Annotated in this window: 19 protein-coding genes; 12 read left to right on the top strand and 7 right to left on the bottom strand. The window is 56.6% G+C overall.

The genetic code is table 11. The features are described 5' to 3' along the window. Positions 1 to 29: 29 nt before the first annotated feature. Positions 30 to 839: a MoaF C-terminal domain-containing protein gene (locus QOT07_RS20315; protein ID WP_283603815.1), complete on the top strand. Its 810-nt coding sequence runs from the start codon at positions 30 to 32 to the stop codon at positions 837 to 839. On the opposite strand, the gene lldD is transcribed toward QOT07_RS20315, so the two are convergent. From lldD to QOT07_RS20300, 3 genes are all read right to left on the bottom strand, one after another. Continuing rightward, on the bottom strand, positions 840 to 1,979 hold the full coding sequence (gene lldD, locus QOT07_RS20310) for an FMN-dependent L-lactate dehydrogenase LldD (protein ID WP_219016879.1): 1,140 nt from the start codon (positions 1,977 to 1,979) through the stop codon (positions 840 to 842). A gap of 34 nt (positions 1,980 to 2,013) precedes the next feature. Then, positions 2,014 to 3,594: an L-lactate permease gene (locus QOT07_RS20305; RefSeq protein WP_099063806.1), complete on the bottom strand. Its 1,581-nt coding sequence runs from the start codon at positions 3,592 to 3,594 to the stop codon at positions 2,014 to 2,016. A gap of 335 nt (positions 3,595 to 3,929) precedes the next feature. Continuing rightward, on the bottom strand, positions 3,930 to 4,850 hold the full coding sequence (locus QOT07_RS20300; protein ID WP_099063805.1) for a LysR family transcriptional regulator: 921 nt from the start codon (positions 4,848 to 4,850) through the stop codon (positions 3,930 to 3,932). 153 nt (positions 4,851 to 5,003) lie between these two features. Here QOT07_RS20300 and QOT07_RS20295 point away from each other — a divergent pair, with 153 nt between their 5' ends. From QOT07_RS20295 to QOT07_RS20285, 3 genes are all read left to right on the top strand, one after another. Next, on the top strand, positions 5,004 to 6,656 hold the full coding sequence (locus tag QOT07_RS20295; RefSeq protein ID WP_283603814.1) for a multidrug ABC transporter permease/ATP-binding protein: 1,653 nt from the start codon (positions 5,004 to 5,006) through the stop codon (positions 6,654 to 6,656). Between the two features lie 400 nt (positions 6,657 to 7,056). After that, a complete protein-coding gene (locus QOT07_RS20290; protein ID WP_219016877.1) occupies positions 7,057 to 7,170 on the top strand; it encodes a YmiA family putative membrane protein in 114 nt (37 codons plus the stop codon). Positions 7,171 to 7,180: 10 nt separating this feature from the next. Next, a complete protein-coding gene (locus QOT07_RS20285) occupies positions 7,181 to 7,354 on the top strand; it encodes a hypothetical protein (protein ID WP_198404445.1) in 174 nt (57 codons plus the stop codon). Here QOT07_RS20285 and QOT07_RS20280 read toward each other — a convergent pair. Further along, the gene (locus tag QOT07_RS20280) at positions 7,344 to 8,564 is read right to left on the bottom strand and encodes a CynX/NimT family MFS transporter (protein ID WP_207979405.1); all 1,221 of its coding nucleotides are present in this window, start codon (positions 8,562 to 8,564) and stop codon (positions 7,344 to 7,346) included. The genes QOT07_RS20285 and QOT07_RS20280 overlap by 11 nt on opposite strands. Before the next feature lie 514 nt (positions 8,565 to 9,078). On the opposite strand from QOT07_RS20280, the gene agaR reads away from it, so the two are divergent. The 6 genes from agaR to agaF are packed head-to-tail and all read left to right on the top strand — an operon-like array spanning position 9,079 to position 13,759. Next, positions 9,079 to 9,852, top strand: a complete 774-nt coding sequence (agaR, locus tag QOT07_RS20275) for a transcriptional repressor AgaR (protein WP_112347259.1) — start codon at positions 9,079 to 9,081, stop codon at positions 9,850 to 9,852. A gap of 23 nt (positions 9,853 to 9,875) precedes the next feature. Further along, positions 9,876 to 11,159 carry a D-tagatose-bisphosphate aldolase, class II, non-catalytic subunit gene (locus QOT07_RS20270; protein ID WP_207979403.1) on the top strand — a complete coding sequence of 428 codons (1,284 nt, stop codon included), beginning with the start codon at positions 9,876 to 9,878 and terminating at the stop codon, positions 11,157 to 11,159. Between the two features lies 1 nt (position 11,160). After that, positions 11,161 to 11,637: a PTS N-acetylgalactosamine transporter subunit IIB gene (agaV, locus tag QOT07_RS20265; protein ID WP_099063800.1), complete on the top strand. Its 477-nt coding sequence runs from the start codon at positions 11,161 to 11,163 to the stop codon at positions 11,635 to 11,637. A gap of 14 nt (positions 11,638 to 11,651) precedes the next feature. Beyond that, positions 11,652 to 12,431 carry a PTS N-acetylgalactosamine transporter subunit IIC gene (agaW, locus tag QOT07_RS20260; protein ID WP_085118640.1) on the top strand — a complete coding sequence of 260 codons (780 nt, stop codon included), beginning with the start codon at positions 11,652 to 11,654 and terminating at the stop codon, positions 12,429 to 12,431. After that, complete coding sequence (locus tag QOT07_RS20255) at positions 12,421 to 13,314, top strand: PTS system mannose/fructose/sorbose family transporter subunit IID (RefSeq protein WP_085118639.1); 894 nt, start codon at positions 12,421 to 12,423, stop codon at positions 13,312 to 13,314. The genes agaW and QOT07_RS20255 overlap by 11 nt, the downstream gene beginning before the upstream one ends. Positions 13,315 to 13,324: 10 nt before the next feature. Beyond that, positions 13,325 to 13,759, top strand: a complete 435-nt coding sequence (gene agaF, locus QOT07_RS20250; RefSeq protein WP_112347257.1) for a PTS galactosamine/N-acetylgalactosamine transporter subunit IIA — start codon at positions 13,325 to 13,327, stop codon at positions 13,757 to 13,759. 39 nt (positions 13,760 to 13,798) lie between these two features. Here agaF and QOT07_RS20245 read toward each other — a convergent pair whose 3' ends face one another. Next, positions 13,799 to 15,496: an ABC transporter ATP-binding protein/permease gene (locus QOT07_RS20245; RefSeq protein ID WP_283603812.1), complete on the bottom strand. Its 1,698-nt coding sequence runs from the start codon at positions 15,494 to 15,496 to the stop codon at positions 13,799 to 13,801. Positions 15,497 to 15,727: 231 nt separating this feature from the next. On the opposite strand from QOT07_RS20245, the gene QOT07_RS20240 reads away from it, so the two are divergent. Beyond that, complete coding sequence (locus QOT07_RS20240) at positions 15,728 to 16,435, top strand: tetratricopeptide repeat protein (protein ID WP_283603811.1); 708 nt, start codon at positions 15,728 to 15,730, stop codon at positions 16,433 to 16,435. 48 nt (positions 16,436 to 16,483) lie between these two features. On the opposite strand, the gene QOT07_RS20235 is transcribed toward QOT07_RS20240, so the two are convergent. Continuing rightward, the gene (locus QOT07_RS20235) at positions 16,484 to 17,134 is read right to left on the bottom strand and encodes a DsbA family protein (protein ID WP_099063795.1); all 651 of its coding nucleotides are present in this window, start codon (positions 17,132 to 17,134) and stop codon (positions 16,484 to 16,486) included. A 76-nt stretch (positions 17,135 to 17,210) separates the two neighbouring features. Next, positions 17,211 to 18,095 carry an MBL fold metallo-hydrolase gene (locus QOT07_RS20230; protein WP_112347253.1) on the bottom strand — a complete coding sequence of 295 codons (885 nt, stop codon included), beginning with the start codon at positions 18,093 to 18,095 and terminating at the stop codon, positions 17,211 to 17,213. A 109-nt stretch (positions 18,096 to 18,204) separates the two neighbouring features. Here QOT07_RS20230 and QOT07_RS20225 point away from each other — a divergent pair, with 109 nt between their 5' ends. Further along, positions 18,205 to 19,113, top strand: coding sequence for a LysR family transcriptional regulator (locus QOT07_RS20225; RefSeq protein WP_085118630.1), 909 nt, complete (start codon positions 18,205 to 18,207; stop codon positions 19,111 to 19,113). The last annotated feature ends 55 nt before the right edge of the window (positions 19,114 to 19,168 follow it).

Raw genomic sequence — 19,168 nt, 5'->3', positions numbered from 1 at the left:
TTTCACCCCTATCCTCAAGGAGAGCGAGCATGTCTTTAAACCCATCAGTATTGAACCAGAACGCCGAGCCGGAGTGGAAGAACTATGACGATTTTGCCCGGGGAATAGACACCAACCGTCTGCCTGCGACGCAGGATTGGCGAGGAAAAACGCTACAGTTGGCGTTTGAACAGGGCGAGCAGATGACGTTGAATTTCAGTGCTGGTCATCAGCAGCTGAGCTGGGCCTGGCAGGGCGAAAGCGGTGAGGATACTTACGAGGAAGTGCGCACTTCCTCTGCACAATATTTCTTGAATATCCCCTTGCAGACCCCGGGCAATGAATGCCTGACGCTGGTGCTGAATACTGACAGTGGCCGGGCGCTGATGGTGCGCAGCACGCTGTTACCTGAGCATCAGGTGGCGAGCGGCTCCCGCTTGGGACAAAGCTTTCACGTTGGTCAGATTACCGGTATGACACCGCTCGGTGCTGCTCCGCATCTGACTCGTGAACTGCTGGGCTACCGTACCTTGAATATTTACAGCCCCAACCATTATTACGAGCATTTCTACGTCAATACCGAGCGCTATGCCTGGCAGAATCTGCGCGGCGAGCAGTTTGGTCACGGCGATATGGATTACGCCACTTATTATAAATTCGATGAAGATCGGTATTTATTCACCTTCCGGGAAAAGATCATTCCGGTTTGTTCGGTGTTCTTTTTTGACTTTACCCTCGGCCGTTGCACCGGGATATTCCTGGGGCTGGATGCCGCCGGCAAGGTGCTGGTCTCACCCGCCGGCGCTTTTATTCACAAGATGAGTTACAACGCATATCCCGACGGGGTGCAGCCGCTGTAATCAGCGGCCGTTAACCAGCGAATCGGCGTTGATGTCCGCGATGGTTTTCGCGCCGATCAGCGTCATGGCGACGCGCATTTCTTTATCGATCAGCTCGAGCAGGTTGGCGACGCCGGCCTGCCCGGCTGCCGCTAACGCATAGGCGAAAGCCCGGCCCAACAACACTCCGTCGGCGCCCAGTGCAATCATGCGCACCACGTCCAGCCCGTTGCGAATCCCGGAATCGGCCAGCAGGGTGATATCACCCTTGACCGCCTCGGCAATCGCCGGCAGCGCATGGGCGGTAGACAACACGCCGTCGAGCTGGCGACCGCCGTGGTTGGAAACCACGATGCCATCGGCACCGAAACGCACCGCATCTTTGGCATCTTCCGGATCCAGAATGCCTTTGATGATCATTGGGCCTTGCCAGAATTCGCGGATCCAGTCCAGATCCTTCCAGGAGATAGAGGGATCGAAGTTGGTGCCCAGCCAGCCGATATAGTCTTCCAGGCTGGTGGGTTTGCCGCGATAGGCCGAGACGTTGCCCAGATCGTGCGGCTTGCCGCACAGCCCGACGTCCCAGGCCCATTGCGGATGGGTTACCGCCTGCAATATACGGCGCGTGGCGGCATGGGGACCGCTCATGCCGGAGTGGGCATCACGGTAACGCGCGCCGGGCACGGGCATATCGACGGTGAATACCAGAGTTTTCACCCCGGCGGCTTTGGCGCGTTCCAGCGCATTGCGCATAAAACCACGGTCTTTCAATACGTACAGTTGGAACCACATCGGCCGATCGATCGCCGGTGCCACTTCTTCAATCGGGCATACCGAGACCGTCGACAGGGTAAAAGGAATACCTTTCTGCGCGGCGGCTTTGGCAGCCTGCACCTCACCACGACGGGCGTACATCCCGGTCAACCCGACCGGGCCGAGGATCACTGGCATCGCCAGTTTTTCACCGAACAGGCTGGTCTCCAGGCTGAGATCCGACATATTGCGCAGTATGCGCTGGCGTAGCGCGATGCCCGCCAGGTCTTCGGTGTTACGTCGCAGTGTATGTTCTGCGTAGGCCCCGCCGTCAATGTAGTGGAACAGAAAAGGCGGGAGCTTAGCCTGTGCTGCGGCCCGGTAGTCGGTTGAAGCGGAGATAATCATAGTTTTACCTTATTTCGATAACGTGCTTTTACGCTCAAAGAATCATGATCTGCGCCATCACAGCGGCGATCCCCCCGTACACCAGCATGGGCAATACGGTCTTTTTGATAATTTTGCCTTCGGCATTGCCGATCCCAAGAATTGAGCAGACGGCGATAATATTGTTCAGGCATATCATGTTGCCCATGGCACCGCCAACGGACTGCAGTGCCAGAGTCAGGTTGACGTTTAGCCCGCTGCTGAGGGCGATCGAATGCTGAATACCGCCGAAGGTCAGATTAGAAACGGTGTTGGAACCTGAAAAGAACGATCCCAGAGCCCCGAGGAAAGAGGAAAACAACAGCCAGCTTTCTCCGGTGAGTGAGGCCAGCGTTTTGCCAATGAGGAACACCGGCGCATTGTCACCGCCCAGCATCATCAGGTTGACCATGACCAAAGCGCCAAAGAGCGCGATAAAAGGTTTGGCCACGCGTCCGCCGGTCTCTGCGAACATCTGTTTTACCTGCCCGCAGTTCAGTCGGAACAGGGGAATACACAGCAAGACCACCAGCAGGAAAGGGATCAGAGCAGGTACATACAGCGTTTTGTAGCTGGCGGCGGCAGAAGTGCCTAATACCTGCTGCAATTCAACGATCAGGGCATCGCTGACGCGTAACTCGCCCAGCCCGCTGAGTTTGCCCTGCCATAAAGGGGTGGTGCTGTTGAGCAAGGCCTTAATCCCCAATTGATGAATGCGCGTCACTATTAAAATAGCAATCAGCAGCAGGGTTGGGGTCATGGCTTTAATCACTTGAATGAAGGGCACGGGTTGAGGCGCGGTTTTGTCTTCGCAGCGGGACAGGCCGATGCCGGCACGCGCCAACAGAACCGACAGCATCAGGCCAATGGCGCCACCCACCAGTGCCGGGAATTCATAGTTAACCTGCGCCAGCAGCAGGTAAGGCACCGTGCAACTTAAGACGCTGAGTAAAATAAACGGCAGGTTGAGGCGAATATCACGCCAGGAAACGATAAAACGCAGCGCCAGTAGTGGGATAACAAATCCGGCGACAAAGTGGATCAACGCTGTCTGACGGCCAATTTCCAGCAGGTTGGCGTCGGATAATCCCAAATTGGCAAAGCCGAACCAGGTGGGGGTGCCGACGGCGCCGAATGAGACGGGAACCGAGTTCATCACCAGCGTCAACAGAGCCACGCGCAGGGGGTTAAAACCCAGGCCGACCAGAATGGGCGCGGCAATGGCGGCTGGAGTACCAAAGCCGCTGGCCCCTTCAATCATAAAAGCAAATGCCCAGCCGATGATCATCAATTGAGCAACAGGATTGGGGCTGATATTTTCCAGCCAACGACGAACCACGTTTTCCGCACCGCTGATTTGCATCAGTTTATTCAGCAAAATCGCGCCGGCGATGATGGTTATCGGGGTGAAAACCGACACCAGTGCGGTAATGATATTGGCGTGCAGCAGCAGGGGCAGACTGTCGAACCAAAACATCTGTATGGCATACACGGCGGCGGCCGTTAAGGGCAGCGCGATATAAGAAGGAACACCGTTCTTTTTGGTCATCATCCAAATCAGCAGAATGATGGGCGCAATACTGAAAAATAGGGACATAAGAGCCTCAGCGTTATTATTGTTATTTGTGGAGGTATGTAGCCGAAAGGTTAATTACCGCAACATTTTCATTCTAATCACAACGCTGGCTGATGTTCTATTGTGCAATTTTCCCGTAGGGAAATGTGGGGCGGTAGAGTGACTCTGCGGAACCATTTCTAATGACTGAGGGTATTTTTATTGTATTAAAAATCAAATGGATAGAATATTTTATTGTGTGATGAATGTGCTGGGTCACATTGATTACACAACAATTATCAATAGATTATCTTCAAAAACAGGGTAATCCCGGCGGCTCGCTGGCGAGCCCGCGCAGAATGATTAGGTGACCCACTTCAAAAATAATGGCTGATATTTTGGTAGGAGGTGATGATGTGTTCGATCAGCAGTCGGGTTTTTAACGGTAAATTGCGGGTGTAAGGGTAGACGGCGTAAATGCCTAATACCTTGCCACAGTGGCCGGCCAAAATTTCCACCAGCTTTCCATCCTGTAAATCCTCGTACACCATGCAGCGTGGCACCATGGCAATGCCATAACCGCCGATCACCGCCTTGCGGATCGCCCGGGCGTTATTGGCGGACAGGTTGCCATTGACCTGCAGTTCATAAATCTCGTTGCTGCCCGGCTGCTTCATCAGCCAGTTGTCGGTGCCACTTTCCTGATAGGTATAGGTCAGGCAGTTATGCCTGAGCAAGTCGTCGGCGGACTGCGGCTCAGAATATTGTTGCAGATAACCGGGCGAGCAAACGATCACCCAGCGGGAATTCAGGATCGGACGGGCAATCAGGCTGGAGTCCGGCAGGGTACCAGTGCGGATCGCCAGATCTATCCCTTCGTTAACCAGATCGACAAAGCGATTTTCCAGCCGCATTTCAACCTTCAGGTTGGGATGATGAGCACAGAATTCCGCCACGCTTTCACTTAGCAACAATTCCCCCGAAATCGTCGGCACCGACATGCGGATCACGCCGGTCAGCTCATCGCTGTTTTCACTGATGACGTTCAGGGCCTCCTGAGTTTTTGCGCTGATTTCTTTGGCCTGACGATACAGGCTTTGGCCATTTTCGGTCAGCGTCAGGCTACGGGTAGTGCGGTACAGCAGGCGTGCGCCGAGGGATTTCTCCAGACGGCCGATACGTTTGCTGACCACCGAACTGGTGATGCCGGCGGTTTCAGCGGCTTTGCTGAAAGAACCGCAATCAACAATCAGGGCGAACAGGATCAGGTCGTTGGCGTATTCATGTGTGGGCAACATCGGTGGGGGTTTTCCTCGTCCCAGAGTAACAGCCAGTGTAAATCCTCAGATTCAGGAATCAATCGCCGGCGACAATATGAGAATTGTTATTGATATCACTTTTTGGCCGCTTACAATGCCTGCCATCTCAAGATTTCAGGCTAAGGGTTCTTCATGGAGTTGCTACGGGTGGTTTACCACCAGTATCGCTGGCCGTTTCTGGCGGTCATGGCGTTGACCATGGTCAGTGCGGCGTTGGGCATAGGCATCATCGCCTTTATCAATTTGCGGCTGATGGCGGTGGCGGGCAATCCTCTGGCCGTGTTGCCGGAGTTCCTCGGGCTACTGGCGTTGCTGATGGCGGTCACGCTCGGCTCACAGCTGGCGCTGACGACGCTCGGCCATCATTTTGTGTTCCGGCTGCGTGGCCAACTGGTGAAGCAGATCCTGGATACTCATATCGAACGGATAGAGCAACTGGGCAGCGCTTCGCTGTTGGCGAGCCTGGCCAGTGATATTCGCAATATCACCATTGCCTTTGTTCGCCTGCCGGAGCTGGTGCAAGGTGTGGTTCTGACCCTGGGGTCTGCAGCCTATCTGGGCTGGTTGTCGCCACAGATGCTGGCGGTGACTGCCGTTTGGGTGGCGGTGACGGTATTTGGCAGCGGGTGTCTGGTATCACGCGTGTATCGTCATCTGACCAGCGTACGTGAGGCTGAAGAGCGCCTTTATGAACACTACCAATCGGCGATTGACGGCCGCAAAGAGCTGGCGCTGAACCGCGATCGTGCCAAAGCGCTGTATCAGCAGGCCTATCAGCCGGATGCCGAAGATTATCGGCACCATATTATCCGTGCCGATACTTACCATCTCAGCGCGGTGAACTGGTCGAATATCATGATGTTGGGCGCAATTGGCCTGGTGTTCTATATGGCCAACAGCCTGGGCTGGGCCGATACCCCGGTCGCGGCAACCTATTCACTGACGTTATTGTTCCTGCGAACCCCGTTGTTGCAGGCGGTGGGGGCGTTCCCGACGCTGATTGGTGCCGAAGTGGCCTTCGGCAAGGTCAAAGCCCTGCGGTTGGCCGATTATCAACCCGGGTTCCCCGCGGTGGCAGCCAAAGCCTGGCAAACTCTGGAACTGCGTGATGTGGTATTCCACTATGGTGCTACGGAGCAAAAAACCGGTTTCGCCGTCGGGCCGCTCAACCTGACGCTGCACCGTGGCGAACTGGTATTTCTGATTGGTGGCAACGGCAGCGGTAAATCAACGCTGGCGATGCTGTTGACCGGGTTGTATCAGCCGGTCAGCGGGCAGATCTTGCTGGATGGTGTGCCACAAACTCCGATCGATATGCCTGACTATCGCCGTTTGTTCTCCGCCATTTTTACCGACTTTCACCCGTTTCATCATTTACAGGGGCCTGAGGGTGAACAGCCGGACGCCGAACTGGTGGAAAGCTGGCTTAATCGCTTGAACATGAAGAGCAAACTGCAGTTTGACGGCCTGCGGGTGACCAATCCACAGCTGTCGCAGGGGCAGCGCAAACGCCTGGCACTGCTGCTGGCGGTGGCGGAAAAACGGGATATTTTGCTGTTGGACGAATGGGCAGCGGATCAAGACCCGCAATTTCGCCGAACCTTCTACCGTGAACTGCTGCCGCAGTTACGTGCATTGGGTAAAACGGTGTTTGCCATCAGCCATGACGACCATTACTTCGAGCATGCCGATCGGCTGCTGCAAATGCGCGATGGGCAGCTCAGTGAATTGACCGGCAGCGATCGTGAACGTGCCAGCAAGGATTCCGTTTCACAAATTGACTGATTAATTTCACCCAGACCTCGCCAAGGGGCTGGGTGATACCTCCTGTTTGCACGGTGCTATCCGCGACGCCAGCATATCCATTCATTTCCACATCCCCACTCAGCCTGATTCATTGCCAATTTCGCTTAAGAAAAGTCAATTAATTGATTTTTCGTTTATGTACTGGCGGTTTAATTTTGATCAATCCGCTTGTGACACACTGCTTCCTTATCCCTTCATTGAGCCTGGATCCATCGCCAAAGACCTGACAAATACTGATGTCTTTCAGCTGTATACCTGACTTTAGGTACATGGCTAGCAGAACTTTTATAAATATCTATAGGAACAAACTTCTTTATTGATCGTTTAAATAGATCAATAATTGCATTTTGATTAGTTTAATCTATTAGTAGAGGCGGCTGTGATAAGCAAGGATGGCGTGGATATCAAACGTAAAGCTTGGTTGTGCGTATTTATCGGCTGCGGAGTATTTTGGCTGGCCGTCGCCACCGTGATTTATTGGCTGTTTACTTAGGAACCTATTGATGGACAAGAAGCGCGTAAAGAACATGGGGGGCGCCCGGGATGATAGCCCGGTCAAGATCCCCCCTTCCTGGCAGTTGACGCCCGAACAGCAGGATTTTATTAACGACCTCTGGCAGGACGACGCGGCAGAATATGCCGCAGAGCGACCCGCCCGCCCCACAGTTAACGAATAACCCGATTACGCCCGGCCAGAATGCCGAACAGCATTTGCAGCAGCGTCAGGGCCAACAGAATGGCCAGCGGCAACCGCCAGCCCTGAGTCAGATCGTGTAACAGACCGAACAGCGTGGGCCCCAGCGCCGCCAGCAAGTAACCTACCGATTGCGCCATGCCCGACAGTTGTGTGGCCTGATGATGGTGGCTGCTGCGCAGACCAAAGAAGGACAGCGCCAGCACCAAAGAACTTCCCGCCCCCAGCCCGGCAAAAATCAACCACACCAGCGAGTTGGCCGGCATCAACAGCAAACCGGCGACGCCGGTAAAAATCAGCAATGAACTGCACAATGCGATAGCCCGCTGATCGCGTGCGCGCGGCAGAATAAACACCATGACAAAGTTGGCGGCGATCGCCACCACCTGATAGATAAACAGCTCAAAACCCGCCTGTTGTGGCGAGGTGCCGTGGCTGGCGGCAAAGGCACTGAACCAGCCGATAATGGTGTAGAAGGTGATGGACTGTAAGCCCATAAATAAAGCCACCTGCCAGCCGAGTGCACTACCCCAGGGAGAACGGGACGGCGCAGGTTGAAGCGCCGAGGTATCAGCCGTTGCCGAAGCCGCGGGACGGCGCAGTTGCGGCAGCCAGACCATCAGCGCCAACAGGGCTGGCAGGCTCCAGCACAGCAGGGAAAAACGCCAACCAAGATTATTCAACTCCGCCAGTGGCACCGCCAGACCGGAGGCCGTGGCGGCCACCAGTGACATCACCGCCGCATAACCGGCAATCATGGCGGCGGCACGGCTTGGGAAGTCGCGTTTTACCAGCGTCGGCAATACGACGTTGGCAAAAGCAATGGCAGCGCCGATCAATACCGTGCCCAACCACAGCATGTTGGTTTGCGGCAGAGAGCGCAGCACAATGCCACCAATCAACAGTAACAACGCCATACCCAGCGTACGTTCAATACCCATACGTTTGGCCAGGCTGGGGGTCACTGGTGACAGCACGGCAAACAGGATCAGCGGCAGCGAGTTAAGCAGGCCGGCCGAGGTGGCAGACAGCGACAACTGCTGCTGGATCTGTTCCAGCAACGGGCCCACGCTGGTCAGTGCGGCGCGCAGATTGGCCGCAACCAGCATAATGCCGGTGATCAGTAACAGCGGGTGGCGTAAACGGCTGCGCTTGTTGGCGGCAGGCGTTGGGGATAAAGCGGATTGGGGCATCAGTTCCTCGCACCAGGGCATGCAGTCAATCAATACTGCACGGCATGATGCGTTGATTGACGTTAACGCTTACGTACCGGCAGGGGGCCGATATCTGCGCGCAAGTGTAGGGAAGAACCCCTGATCTGACAAGAGGGCGGTTAAGCGGAACCTGCCCCATTCAGGCGTCGGCGGCGGGATGCCGGAGAGGCATAATTGTTATTATGTGATCCCGATCACCTGATGAACTAAAAGTCAGCCAGCCGGGCCGCTGTGTTACCCCTTTCGTTTTCTGCTGTACTTCGGGCTCCTCAGCCCGGCAGCTGCGCCTGCGCTGAGATTTCACTTTGCCTTTCACTGCTTCTCAATATTTTCATTTCATTTCGATCCGAAAGGTTTTTAACCTCTTTTTCTGCTAAAACAGCGCTGTAACCCCGATCACAATTTCATTGCCTTCGCTTTGCTGTAATGCCAGCGCAGTAGAGCGAAAGCCATCTTCTCCCCGGCCCGGCCGGAAACCTGAGGACCGCAGCTCATGCCAGTGAATACCGCAAAGCGACGTGAACACATTATCGATCTGTTATGCGAGCACGGCAGCGTGCGCGTGGAGCAGCTCAGCAAACAGTTTGCAGTATCCACGGTGACGATCCGCAACGATCTGCGCTTTCTGGAACGAAAAGGGTGTGCGCTACGAGCCTATGGCGGCGCGATGCTCAATCAGCAATTCGCCTTCGATCGCCCGTTGCATGACAAGGGGCGGTTAAACCGCGATGTGAAGTCGCAGATCGCCAGTGTAGCGGCCAGCTATGTGCGCGATGGTGATGCGCTGATCCTCGATTCCGGTTCCACCACCACCCAGATAGTGCCGTTCCTCAAAGGACGACGCGATCTGGTGGTGATGACCAATGCGCTGAACATTGCTTATGAGCTTTCAGGTAACGATGGGGCAGAGGTGATGGTGCTGGGGGGCAGCGTGCGCCGCAACTCCTACTCGCTCTACGGTCCGGCTGCCGAGCAGCAATTGCGCCAGTACCGCTTCGACAAGCTGTTTTTGGGGGTCGACGGTTTCGATCTGGTTGCCGGTATCACCACGCCTCACCCCGGTGAGGCACACCTCAATCGCGTGATGTGCGAGGTGGCACGCGAGATTATCGCCGTGGCGGATGCCAGCAAGTTTGGTCGCAAGAGCTTTTGCATGATTCGCGAAGCCGGACAAATTCATCGGCTGATTACCGACAGCCTTCTTCCGGACGATTACGAGCGGGCGTTAACCGAGATGGGCGTGGAGGTTGTCATCGCCGATCGGTAGTACGGCGCCTGCGTGGGGGATTCATGCAGCAGTTGTTACAGCTTGTTGAGCAGCACAAGGCCGGAAAACCGGTTGGGGTATTTTCCGTTTGTTCCGCTCACCCCTGGGTGCTGAAAGCGGCCCTGCGGCAGGCCAAAGCGCGCGGCACACCGGTGCTGGTTGAGGCCACCTCGAATCAGGTCAATCAGTTTGGCGGTTACACCGGCCAGACGGCGCAGCAGTTCCGCGATGCGCTGTGGCAACTGGCGGATGAAGTGGGGCTGGCGCGCGATCGTCTGTGGCTGGGAGGTGATCATCTCGGCCCCAATGCCTGGCAGGATCGACCGGCGGAAGAGGCGATGCAGCTGGCAGAAACGCTGATCGACGATTATGTCCGCGCCGGTTTTCGTAAAATTCACCTCGATTGCTCGATGTCCTGCGTCGGCGATCCCTTCCCACTGAATGATGAAACCGTGGCCGTTCGCGCTGCGCGGTTATGTGCCGTGGCGGAGCGCGCCTGGCAGGCAAGCGGCGGTGAGCCACCGGTGTATGTCATAGGTACCGAAGTGCCGGTACCGGGTGGCGCGCAGGAGGCGCTGGAAGGCATGCAGGTCACCACACCGCAGGCAGTACAGCAAACCCTTGAGGTGCATCGCCTGGCCTGGCAGCGGGCGGAGCTGGTTGATGCCTGGACGCGGACCATTGCGCTGGTGGTACAGCCGGGCGTGGAGTTTGATCATCACAGCGTGGAACACTATCAGCCACAGCGGGCCCATGAACTGAGTCGTTTTATCGAACGGCAACCGGGAATGGTCTACGAAGCGCACTCAACGGATTACCAACCCCCACAGGCCTACCGGCAACTGGTGGGCGACCATTTCGCCATCCTGAAAGTCGGCCCGGCGCTGACCTTTGCCCTGCGTGAAGCGCTGTTTGCCCTGGATCATATCGAACGTGAATGGCTGGGTGAGCATCAATCGGCACAGCTGTGCGCCACGCTGGAACAGGTGATGCGCGAGCAACCGCAGCAGTGGAGCCGCTATTACCACGGTAACCCGCATCAACAGTATCTTGATCGCCACTACAGCCTGAGTGACCGGGTGCGTTACTACTGGCCGCAGCCACAGGTCCAGCAGGCGGTAGAGAGCCTGATCGACAACCTGCGTCGCAATCCGGTGCCGCTGGCGTTGCTAAGCCAGTATCTGCCCGATCAGGCGCGTGCGATGAATGCCGGCGAACTGAGCGACGATCCACAGGATTGGGTGATGCACAAAGTGACGCAGGTGCTCGATGACTATCACGCCGCCTGCTATCCGGAGGTGCATTGAAATGCCGAATATCTTGATGACCCGTATCGATAACCGACTGGTGCACGGCCAGGTCGGCGTCACCTGGACCAATACTCTGGGGGCCAATCTGGTGGTGGTGGCTAACGATGATGCGGCGGCCGATCCGGTACAGCAGAACCTGATGGATATGGTGGTGGCGGAGGGGGTGCAGACGCGCTACTTCACGCTGCAGAAAACCATCGATGTGATCCACAAGGCAGCAGACCGGCAGAAGATCTTTTTGGTGTGCAAAACGCCGCAGGATGTTTTGCGGCTGGTGCAGGGCGGGGTGCCGATCCGTTTCGTCAACGTCGGCAACATGCATTTTGCCGAGGGGAAGCGGCAGGTGCATAAAACGGTCTCGCTGGATGACGGTGACGTGGCTGCCTTTCGCGAGCTGGCGGCGCTGGGCGTCGAATGTGAGGTGCGCCGGGTGCCGGATGAAGCGGGTGAGGCGATCGGCAAACTGCTGTTTTGAGTTCGGGGGAAACCATGTTGACTGATGCGTTATTGATTGCACTGCTGGCCGGATTGGCGGGGGTCGACTTGTTCGACGGCCTGACCCACTTCCACCGTCCGGTGGTACTGGGGCCGCTGGTCGGCCTGATCCTGGGGGATGTCTACACCGGCCTGTTGGTGGGCGGCACGCTGGAACTGGTGTGGATGGGCATGGTGCCGCTGGCGGGGGCTCAGCCGCCTAACGTGGTGATTGGCGGGGTGATTGGTACGGCGTTTGCCATTCTGACCAAGGCCGATCCCAAGGTGGCGATTGGCGTGGCGGTACCGTTTTCAATTGCGGTACAGGGCTGTATCACGCTGTTGTTCACCCTGTTTTCACCAATGATGCATCGCTGCGATCGCATGGTGAAAGAGCTGAACTGGCGCGGTATCGAACGGGTGAACTATCTCGGTATCACCATCCTGTTCGCGTTCTATTTTGTGGTGGCGTTTCTGCCGATTTATTTCGGTGCCGACGCGGCCAGCGCCATGGTGCAAAAGGCCCCGGTCTGGCTGTTGGACGGCCTGGCCGTGGCGGGTGGCATGATGCCGGCGATTGGTTTCTCGCTGCTGATGAAAGTGATGATGAAAAAAACCTACGTGGCCTACTTCATCCTCGGCTTTATTTCCGTCACCTTCCTGAAATTGCCGATCCTGGCCGTGGCGCTGGGCGCGCTGGCGATCGCCCTGATCGATTTCTTTAACAGTCAGCGGGCCGGTGCGGACCCGCTCAAACAACCTGTACCCCAGGAGGATGCTGAAGATGGCATTTAATGATTCTGACGATCTGCTGGCGCAAAAAGCGGAAAAACGTATGGCGCAGGCGCTGGCCACCAGTCAGGTGGAGCAGGACGACTACCTCGACAGCCAGCCCGCCGAGGCCTTGACCCGCGGTGACATCAACCGTATGGCCTGGCGCTCGTTGTTGCTGCAGGCATCGTTCAACTATGAACGCATGCAGGCCGGCGGCTGGCTGTATCAGTTGATCCCCGCTTTGCGCAAGATCCACCGTAATCCGCAGGATCTTTCCAACTCGATGAAAATGCACATGGAGTTTATCAATGTGCATCCGTTTGACGTCACCTTCCTTTCCGGATTGGTGCTGGCGATGGAGCAAAACAAAGAGAAGATCTCCACCATCCGTGCGGTCAAAGTGGCACTGATGGGCCCGCTGGGGGGCATCGGCGATGCGCTGTTTTGGCTGACGCTGTTGCCGATCTGCGCCGGGATTGGGGCTTCGCTGGCGCTGGAGGGAAGCCTGTTCGGGCCGATCGTCTTCCTGCTGCTGTTTAACGTGTTCCATTTCGGCCTGCGTTTCGGGTTGGCTCACTATGGTTATCAGGCCGGTACCAGCGCGCTGGCGCTGCTGAAAACCCATACCCGGCGAATATCCCACGCCGCCTCGATTGTCGGTATGACGGTGATCGGCGCGCTGGTGGCCTCCTATGTACATCTTTCTACCCCGCTGGTGATGCATGCCGGCAAGGCCAGTGTGGCGCTACAGACCGACGTGCTGGACAAGCTGATGCCCAACCTGTTGCCACTGTGCTTTACGCTGCTGATTTTCTTCCTGATGAAGCGTGGCTTCTCACCGGTAAAACTGATTGGCGTGACGGTGGTGATTGGGGTGGTGGGCAAGTTTATCGGTTTACTGTGAGGAAAGGCTTATGCCAGGCATTGTGATTACCGGCCACGGCGGCTTCGCCAGTGGGCTGTTGCAGGCGGTTGAACAGGTAGTGGGGCCGCAGCCGTACTGCGTTGCGGTCAATTTTCCCGAGCAGATGAGTACCGCAGAGTTAAAGGCCGCGCTGATCTCGGCGTTGGCCGAGGTAGCACAGCCGGACGGCGTGGTGTTTCTTACCGATATGCTCGGCGGTTCACCGTTTCGCTGTGCCAGCGAGTTGGCGGATGCGCAAGGGCATTGCGAGGTACTGACGGGCGTTAATATGCAGTTGGTGGCGGAGATGATGCTGGAACGGGATGGGCTGAGCCTGGATGAATTCCGCGAACTGGCGCTGGCATGTGGCAAGCGTGGGTTGACCAGCCTGTGGCACGAGAGACGCCGGGTAAAATGTGAGGACGTGCAGACGGACGGTATTTGAGGGAAAGCGGGCGCTGCCAGGGGAGCAGCGCCCGGTTGATCAACTGGCGAGCGGCAGTGGGCTAAGTGCCATACGCGCCGGTTGATTCTCTTCTGTACGGCTAAAGCGCCAGCAGCTCTGGTGATATTTCGCCACGCTGTTGCGGTGTGCCACGCTGACCAGCGTCACCTGCGGCAGCTCATCCACCAACAGGCAGTACATCAGTTGCTCGGTTTCATCGTCCAGCGCGCTGGTGGCCTCGTCGAGGAACAAAATATCCGGACGGGTCAGAATAGCGCGGGCAAATGCCAGCCGCTGTTGTTCACCCGGCGACAGACGGTGGCTCCAGTTGGCGCTGGTATCCAGCCAACGCTGCAGAGGTTTCAGACGGCAATTTTCCAGCACTTTCAGCAGTTGTTCATCGCTGTATTCTGCCGCGAGATGCGGATAACTGAGCGCCTCCCGCAATGTGCCAATCGGAATATAGCTGCGCTGCGGCAGGAATAAGCTGCTGCTGGCGGCATCCCGGCCGATGGCGCCGGAACCGTAGGGCCAGATACCGGCGATAGCACGCAGCAGCGTTGATTTGCCACAGCCGGACGGGCCAACGATCAGCACGCGATCGCCGCGTTTCAGCGTCATCGAGGTCGGTTCCAGCAAGCTCTGACCGTCCGGCAATTGCAGGCTGAGACGGTCGAGGATCACCGGCTGGCCGTTCTCCGACGGCAGTTGAATGCCTCGTTGCTGATGATGCACCTGATCCACGGCGGCGTTGAAACCGGCCAGACGGTTAACGCAGGCTTTCCAGGTCGCCAAATCGCTAAAGGCATCGATAAACCACGACAACGCCCCCTGCACCTGACCAAAGGCGGAGGCGATCTGCATCATGCCCCCCATCTGGATAGCGCCGGAGAAGTAGCGCGGTGCCGCCACCAGCAGCGGGAAGACAATGGCGAACTGGCTGTAAAAGTTGGAGGCAATGTTAAGTCGACGGGTGATACGCATGATCGACCCCCAGTTGGTCCGAATGCTGTCAAAACGATCGCCCAACTGTTGCGCCTCGCGGGGTTCACCGTGGTACAGCGCGATAGCATCGTTATTTTCACGGATGCGGATCAGGCCAAAACGGAAGTTCGCTTCGTAGCGTTCCTGATTAAAACCGAGCTGCACCAGTGGTTTACCGACCCACCAAATCAACAGCGATCCCAGCACCGCATACAGCAGGGCGAACCACACCATGTAACCGGGCAGGGTGACGGCATGCTGATGGATAACAAAGGTCATTGGCCCGCTGACGTGCCAGAGAATGGTGATAAACGAAAACAGCGTCACCAGGCTGGAGAGCAGCCCGAGTGACAGCGACAGCGTGTACTGGGTCAGCACGTTGAGATCTTCGGCAATACGCTGGTCCGGGTTATCGACGATCTGCTGCTGTTCGGTGTGGTAATAGGCCTGATGAGCCAGCCATTTCCCCATAAACTTTTCGGTCATCCAGCGCCGCCAGCGCATTTGCAGGCCCTGTGTCAGGTAAATCTTATACACCGCCAGCACGATAAAGATCAGCGCCAGGTAGGTAAAGCGCCACAGCTGCGCCTTGAACACCGGGTAGTTCTTGTTTTGCAGCGCGTCGTAGAACACCTGATTCCACTGGTTGATCAGCACGCTGATGTAGACCAGCCCGAGCGACAGGGCGATGATGGCGATCAACATCGACCAGGCCCGCAGTTTTTCTTCTGAAACCCAGAAGGGCTTAATCAACTGCCAGACGGCGTGTTTGGGGGGGGGGGCTTGTGTTCATGGGCTCTCGTTAATTCTGCATTTTTTTCAGCATGGGCCGGGGACAGGTAACAAACAAACCCTGACTGTAAGCAGTTTTAACGCGACTAACCGTTTGAAATATTGTGGTTGGATCGTCAGAGGTGAAGCCGGGAGGGATGGCGGTTATACTGGCGCCGAAATTGGGTTTGTTTACTGCGGAAAGGATGAGTGATGAAGGCGTGGGTTCCCCTGCTGTTGGCCTATGGCGCGCTCGCCAGCGGCCAGACGATGGCACAGATTGATGAGCCGGATATTGATGCCGATTGTCACAAGGTGGCGAGCTATGCCGAACTCGGGAAAAGTGCCTACCAGCGCGGTGATTACCCGCGAGCCGCCGATATTTTCCGCGATCAGGCCGCCTGGAGTGAGTTCTGCGGCCTGGAGCGTCAGGCGACCGCCACGGCCTATAACAATGTGGCGCTGGCGCTGATGCGTGCCGGTGAACTGCTTAAAGCGCGTGCCTATCTGGAACTGGCCCCGCAAGACAGTAAATCCCAGCATAACCTGAAGCTGTTGCAGCAGCGTTTGGCGAAACAGCCGCCGTTGAACGGACCGGCTGGCATCTACTGGCAGTACGCCGGGCGTGGTGTCTGGAGCGAAGTGGAGGTCAAGCCACAAAACGGCCGCTGGCTGATCCAATACTCTGGCTATTACATGCCGCAGATGGGGCTGTATTACGGGCCGAATATGGGCGAATTCGCCGAGGTATTACCGATTGAACACGGCAAGGCGCTGTACCGTCAACGGGAGCCTGAGGACGCGATGGCCTGTGATGTGACGATGCAATTCACCGCGGATGCGTTGGAAATGCATACCCAGGGTGACTGCGGTTTTGGTTTTAACGTACGGGCGGAAGGGCGTTTCGTACGGGTCGAATAATCAGCCCCGGACATTCAATTTCGTGAATACCGGGGACTGTCGCAGGCATTACGCCCAGGTGGCGGCACCGCTCAACAACTCTTTCCAGGCTGCAACATTACCCAGATAGTTGCCCGCCGGGATCTGGCGTAGCTGACCTTCGCTGTCTTCCAGTGCGAAGGTCGGGAAGCCCTGGCCCTGAACTTTGGCCAGCAGCGCCCGGCTTTGGGCGATGTGTTGTGCGGTCGGCGCACCGGCGTTAAAGCGCATCTCGGCGATGAACGGGGCCGAAGCCAGGCCCAGCTCTTTCGCCAGGGCTTCCAGCACCGGCGTATCGGCGATGCGTCGACCTTCCTGATAATGCGCTTCCTGAATGCGGTGCAGCATATCCAGCCCACGTCCCGCCAGCGCCTGAGCGGCCAGAATCGCGGTAATCGGCGGCTCAGAATCCATGATCGCCGTGGTATCACGCAGCAGCCCATTGAAATAGGCTTCACCAAAGGTCTGTCCGGTTAACTCCGCAATACGCTTGTCGTGCGGAATCACATAATTACGCCATTCGTCCGTGATTTGGCGGCGGTTGTTGCCGGTCATCATGCCACCGGCGTGCAGGGCGATGTTCAGCCCTGGAATGGTTTTGGCCGCCTTCACCAGGGGGGCTGCGCCATAACACCAGCCACACAGCGGATCGAAAATGTAATGCAGAGTCGTGCCGGTCATAATAATTCCTCGTTATACCCGCCCCCTTTCAAGGGCGGGGTAGCAGTAACGCCTTAGCCTGTGTGTTTAGATGGGCTTATTGCGGCCACTTCATTTCGCCTTTCAGCACCTTGGCGCTCAGTTCCAGGCTGGACTCATCTTTCAGGTTCGGGTAATGCTTTTTCATTGCCGCCACCAGTTCCGCAGAGTCTTTGGCCTTCGGCAGTTCAGCCTCCAGCGTGGTCAGGTAGTTCTGGGTAAAGGTAACGGATTTCAGCGTTTGGTCGGCACCCGGCAGGAAATGGCCTGGGACAACGACTTTCGGTTTCAATGCCTTGATGCCTTCCAGCGTTTGCTGCCAGTGTGCGCGTGATTCAACGGTCTGGTTATCGGCGACCCACGGATGGATATTGTCGCCCGCGACCGGAACACCGCCCACTACCGCTTTCAGCGCCGGGATCCACACGTAGGTGCGTTCCGGGGTTGGACCGGTCAGGCCTTTCACTTCGACTTTCTGGCCGTCAACGGTAAAGCTGTCACCCTGCAACGCCTGTGGGACCACCACCGCTTTCGGTGCGTTGTCTTTCAGAATTGGGCCCCAGTAGGCCACTTTGCCGTCTTTGGTGGCGTTGATTTCTTCGATGGTGCCTGGGGAAGCGATGATTTTTGCCTGTGGGAAGGCGGCTTTAATCACGTCCAGACCGAAGTAGAAATCCGGATCTGAATGGCTGATATAAACGGTGGTCAGCTTCTTGCCGGTCGCCTTGATCTTTTTCACCAGCTCTTCCGCGTCATTACGCTGGAACTGGGCGTCGATCAGTGCCACTTCGTGCTTGCCGCTGATGATTTCAGAGGACACCGGGAAAACGCTTTTCTCACCTGGGTTGTACACTTCCATGGTCAGAGTGTTAGCCGCAGTGGCGTAGGCGCTAAAGGTAGTGATGCCGGCGAAGGCCAGGGTCAGTAATGATTTGTTAAACATGGTCAGAGGTCCTTGGGTAGCGATTAAATGTTGTATAGATGTTAGGTTGCATAAAGCGATAGAAAAACCGGATAATGAGCAATTATTCATTGCGTAAATCGGACGAATCATGGATCGCATTACCGCAGCTGAGGTTTTTATCACCATCGTTGACCGTGGCAGCATGATTGCGGCAGCGGAAACGCTGGAAATGTCACGAGCCATGGTGACGCGCTATCTGGCTCAGATGGAGCAATGGGCAGGTGCACGTTTACTGCATCGCACTACCCGTAAGCTTAGTCTGACTGACGCCGGTGAGCGCACGCTGGAGCGTTGTCGGCAGATGCTGGCGCTGGCGGGTGAGATTGATTTGGTTGAAGGAGAACAGAGCGATGAGCTGCGCGGCCTGTTGCGTATCACCTGCTCACAGTCCCTGGGCCAGACGGCGTTGGTGGGGGCGGTAGCCCAATACCTGAAGCGCCACCCGCAGGTCGCGGTGGATCTGCAAATGAATAATCGCACGGTGAATCTGGTCGAAGAGCGTATCGATTTGGCACTGCGAATTACCAACGAGCTGGATCCCAATTTGATCGCCCGGCCTTTATCCTCTTGCGCCTCGGTGGTTTGTGCCTCCCCGGCTTATCTGGCAGCGCACGGCACGCCGCGTCATCCGCAGGATCTGGCGTTACACAACTGCCTGACCTATTCCTACTTCGGTAAAAGCCTGTGGCATTTTGATCACCAGGGGGTGAAGTCGGCGGTCGCGGTCAGCGGCAACCTGAGTGCCAATGAGTCGGTGGTGTTGATGGCGGGTACGGTGCAGGGGGCGGGTATTTCGATGCAGCCTTACTATTCGGCGGCACCGCTGCTGGCCAGTGGTGATCTGATTGAACTGATGCCGGAGTATCGGCCTCAGTCGATGGGCATTTACGGCATTTATACTTCACGCCGACAGATGCCGGCGACCCTGAGAACCATGCTGGATTTTTTGGTGGAGTGGTTTGCCACCGACGCTGACTGGCGGGCGACGCTGCGCTGATATAGTTAACACGACAGTAACATTTTCACACATTTTTGATCGGTAGCGCATTCAA

Source organism: Serratia proteamaculans (genome assembly GCF_949794035.1).
Taxonomy (GTDB): Bacteria; Pseudomonadota; Gammaproteobacteria; order Enterobacterales; family Enterobacteriaceae; genus Serratia; species Serratia proteamaculans.
The sequence above is the reverse complement of the archived record's forward strand: the minus strand, read 5'-3'. Positions and strand labels throughout refer to the sequence as shown.

Excerpts from the sequence above, each read along its gene's own strand:
- QOT07_RS20315 (WP_283603815.1), top strand. The coding sequence starts at position 30 with ATGTCTTTAAACCCATCAGTATTGAACCAGAACGCCGAGCCGGAGTGG.
- lldD (WP_219016879.1), bottom strand. The coding sequence starts at position 1,979 with ATGATTATCTCCGCTTCAACCGACTACCGGGCCGCAGCACAGGCTAAG.
- QOT07_RS20305 (WP_099063806.1), bottom strand. The coding sequence starts at position 3,594 with ATGTCCCTATTTTTCAGTATTGCGCCCATCATTCTGCTGATTTGGATG.
- QOT07_RS20300 (WP_099063805.1), bottom strand. The coding sequence starts at position 4,850 with ATGTTGCCCACACATGAATACGCCAACGACCTGATCCTGTTCGCCCTG.
- QOT07_RS20295 (WP_283603814.1), top strand. The coding sequence starts at position 5,004 with ATGGAGTTGCTACGGGTGGTTTACCACCAGTATCGCTGGCCGTTTCTG.
- QOT07_RS20285 (WP_198404445.1), top strand. The coding sequence starts at position 7,181 with ATGGACAAGAAGCGCGTAAAGAACATGGGGGGCGCCCGGGATGATAGC.
- QOT07_RS20280 (WP_207979405.1), bottom strand. The coding sequence starts at position 8,564 with ATGCCCCAATCCGCTTTATCCCCAACGCCTGCCGCCAACAAGCGCAGC.
- agaR (WP_112347259.1), top strand. The coding sequence starts at position 9,079 with ATGCCAGTGAATACCGCAAAGCGACGTGAACACATTATCGATCTGTTA.
- QOT07_RS20270 (WP_207979403.1), top strand. The coding sequence starts at position 9,876 with ATGCAGCAGTTGTTACAGCTTGTTGAGCAGCACAAGGCCGGAAAACCG.
- agaV (WP_099063800.1), top strand. The coding sequence starts at position 11,161 with ATGCCGAATATCTTGATGACCCGTATCGATAACCGACTGGTGCACGGC.
- agaW (WP_085118640.1), top strand. The coding sequence starts at position 11,652 with ATGTTGACTGATGCGTTATTGATTGCACTGCTGGCCGGATTGGCGGGG.
- QOT07_RS20255 (WP_085118639.1), top strand. The coding sequence starts at position 12,421 with ATGGCATTTAATGATTCTGACGATCTGCTGGCGCAAAAAGCGGAAAAA.
- agaF (WP_112347257.1), top strand. The coding sequence starts at position 13,325 with ATGCCAGGCATTGTGATTACCGGCCACGGCGGCTTCGCCAGTGGGCTG.
- QOT07_RS20240 (WP_283603811.1), top strand. The coding sequence starts at position 15,728 with ATGAAGGCGTGGGTTCCCCTGCTGTTGGCCTATGGCGCGCTCGCCAGC.
- QOT07_RS20235 (WP_099063795.1), bottom strand. The coding sequence starts at position 17,134 with ATGACCGGCACGACTCTGCATTACATTTTCGATCCGCTGTGTGGCTGG.
- QOT07_RS20230 (WP_112347253.1), bottom strand. The coding sequence starts at position 18,095 with ATGTTTAACAAATCATTACTGACCCTGGCCTTCGCCGGCATCACTACC.
- QOT07_RS20225 (WP_085118630.1), top strand. The coding sequence starts at position 18,205 with ATGGATCGCATTACCGCAGCTGAGGTTTTTATCACCATCGTTGACCGT.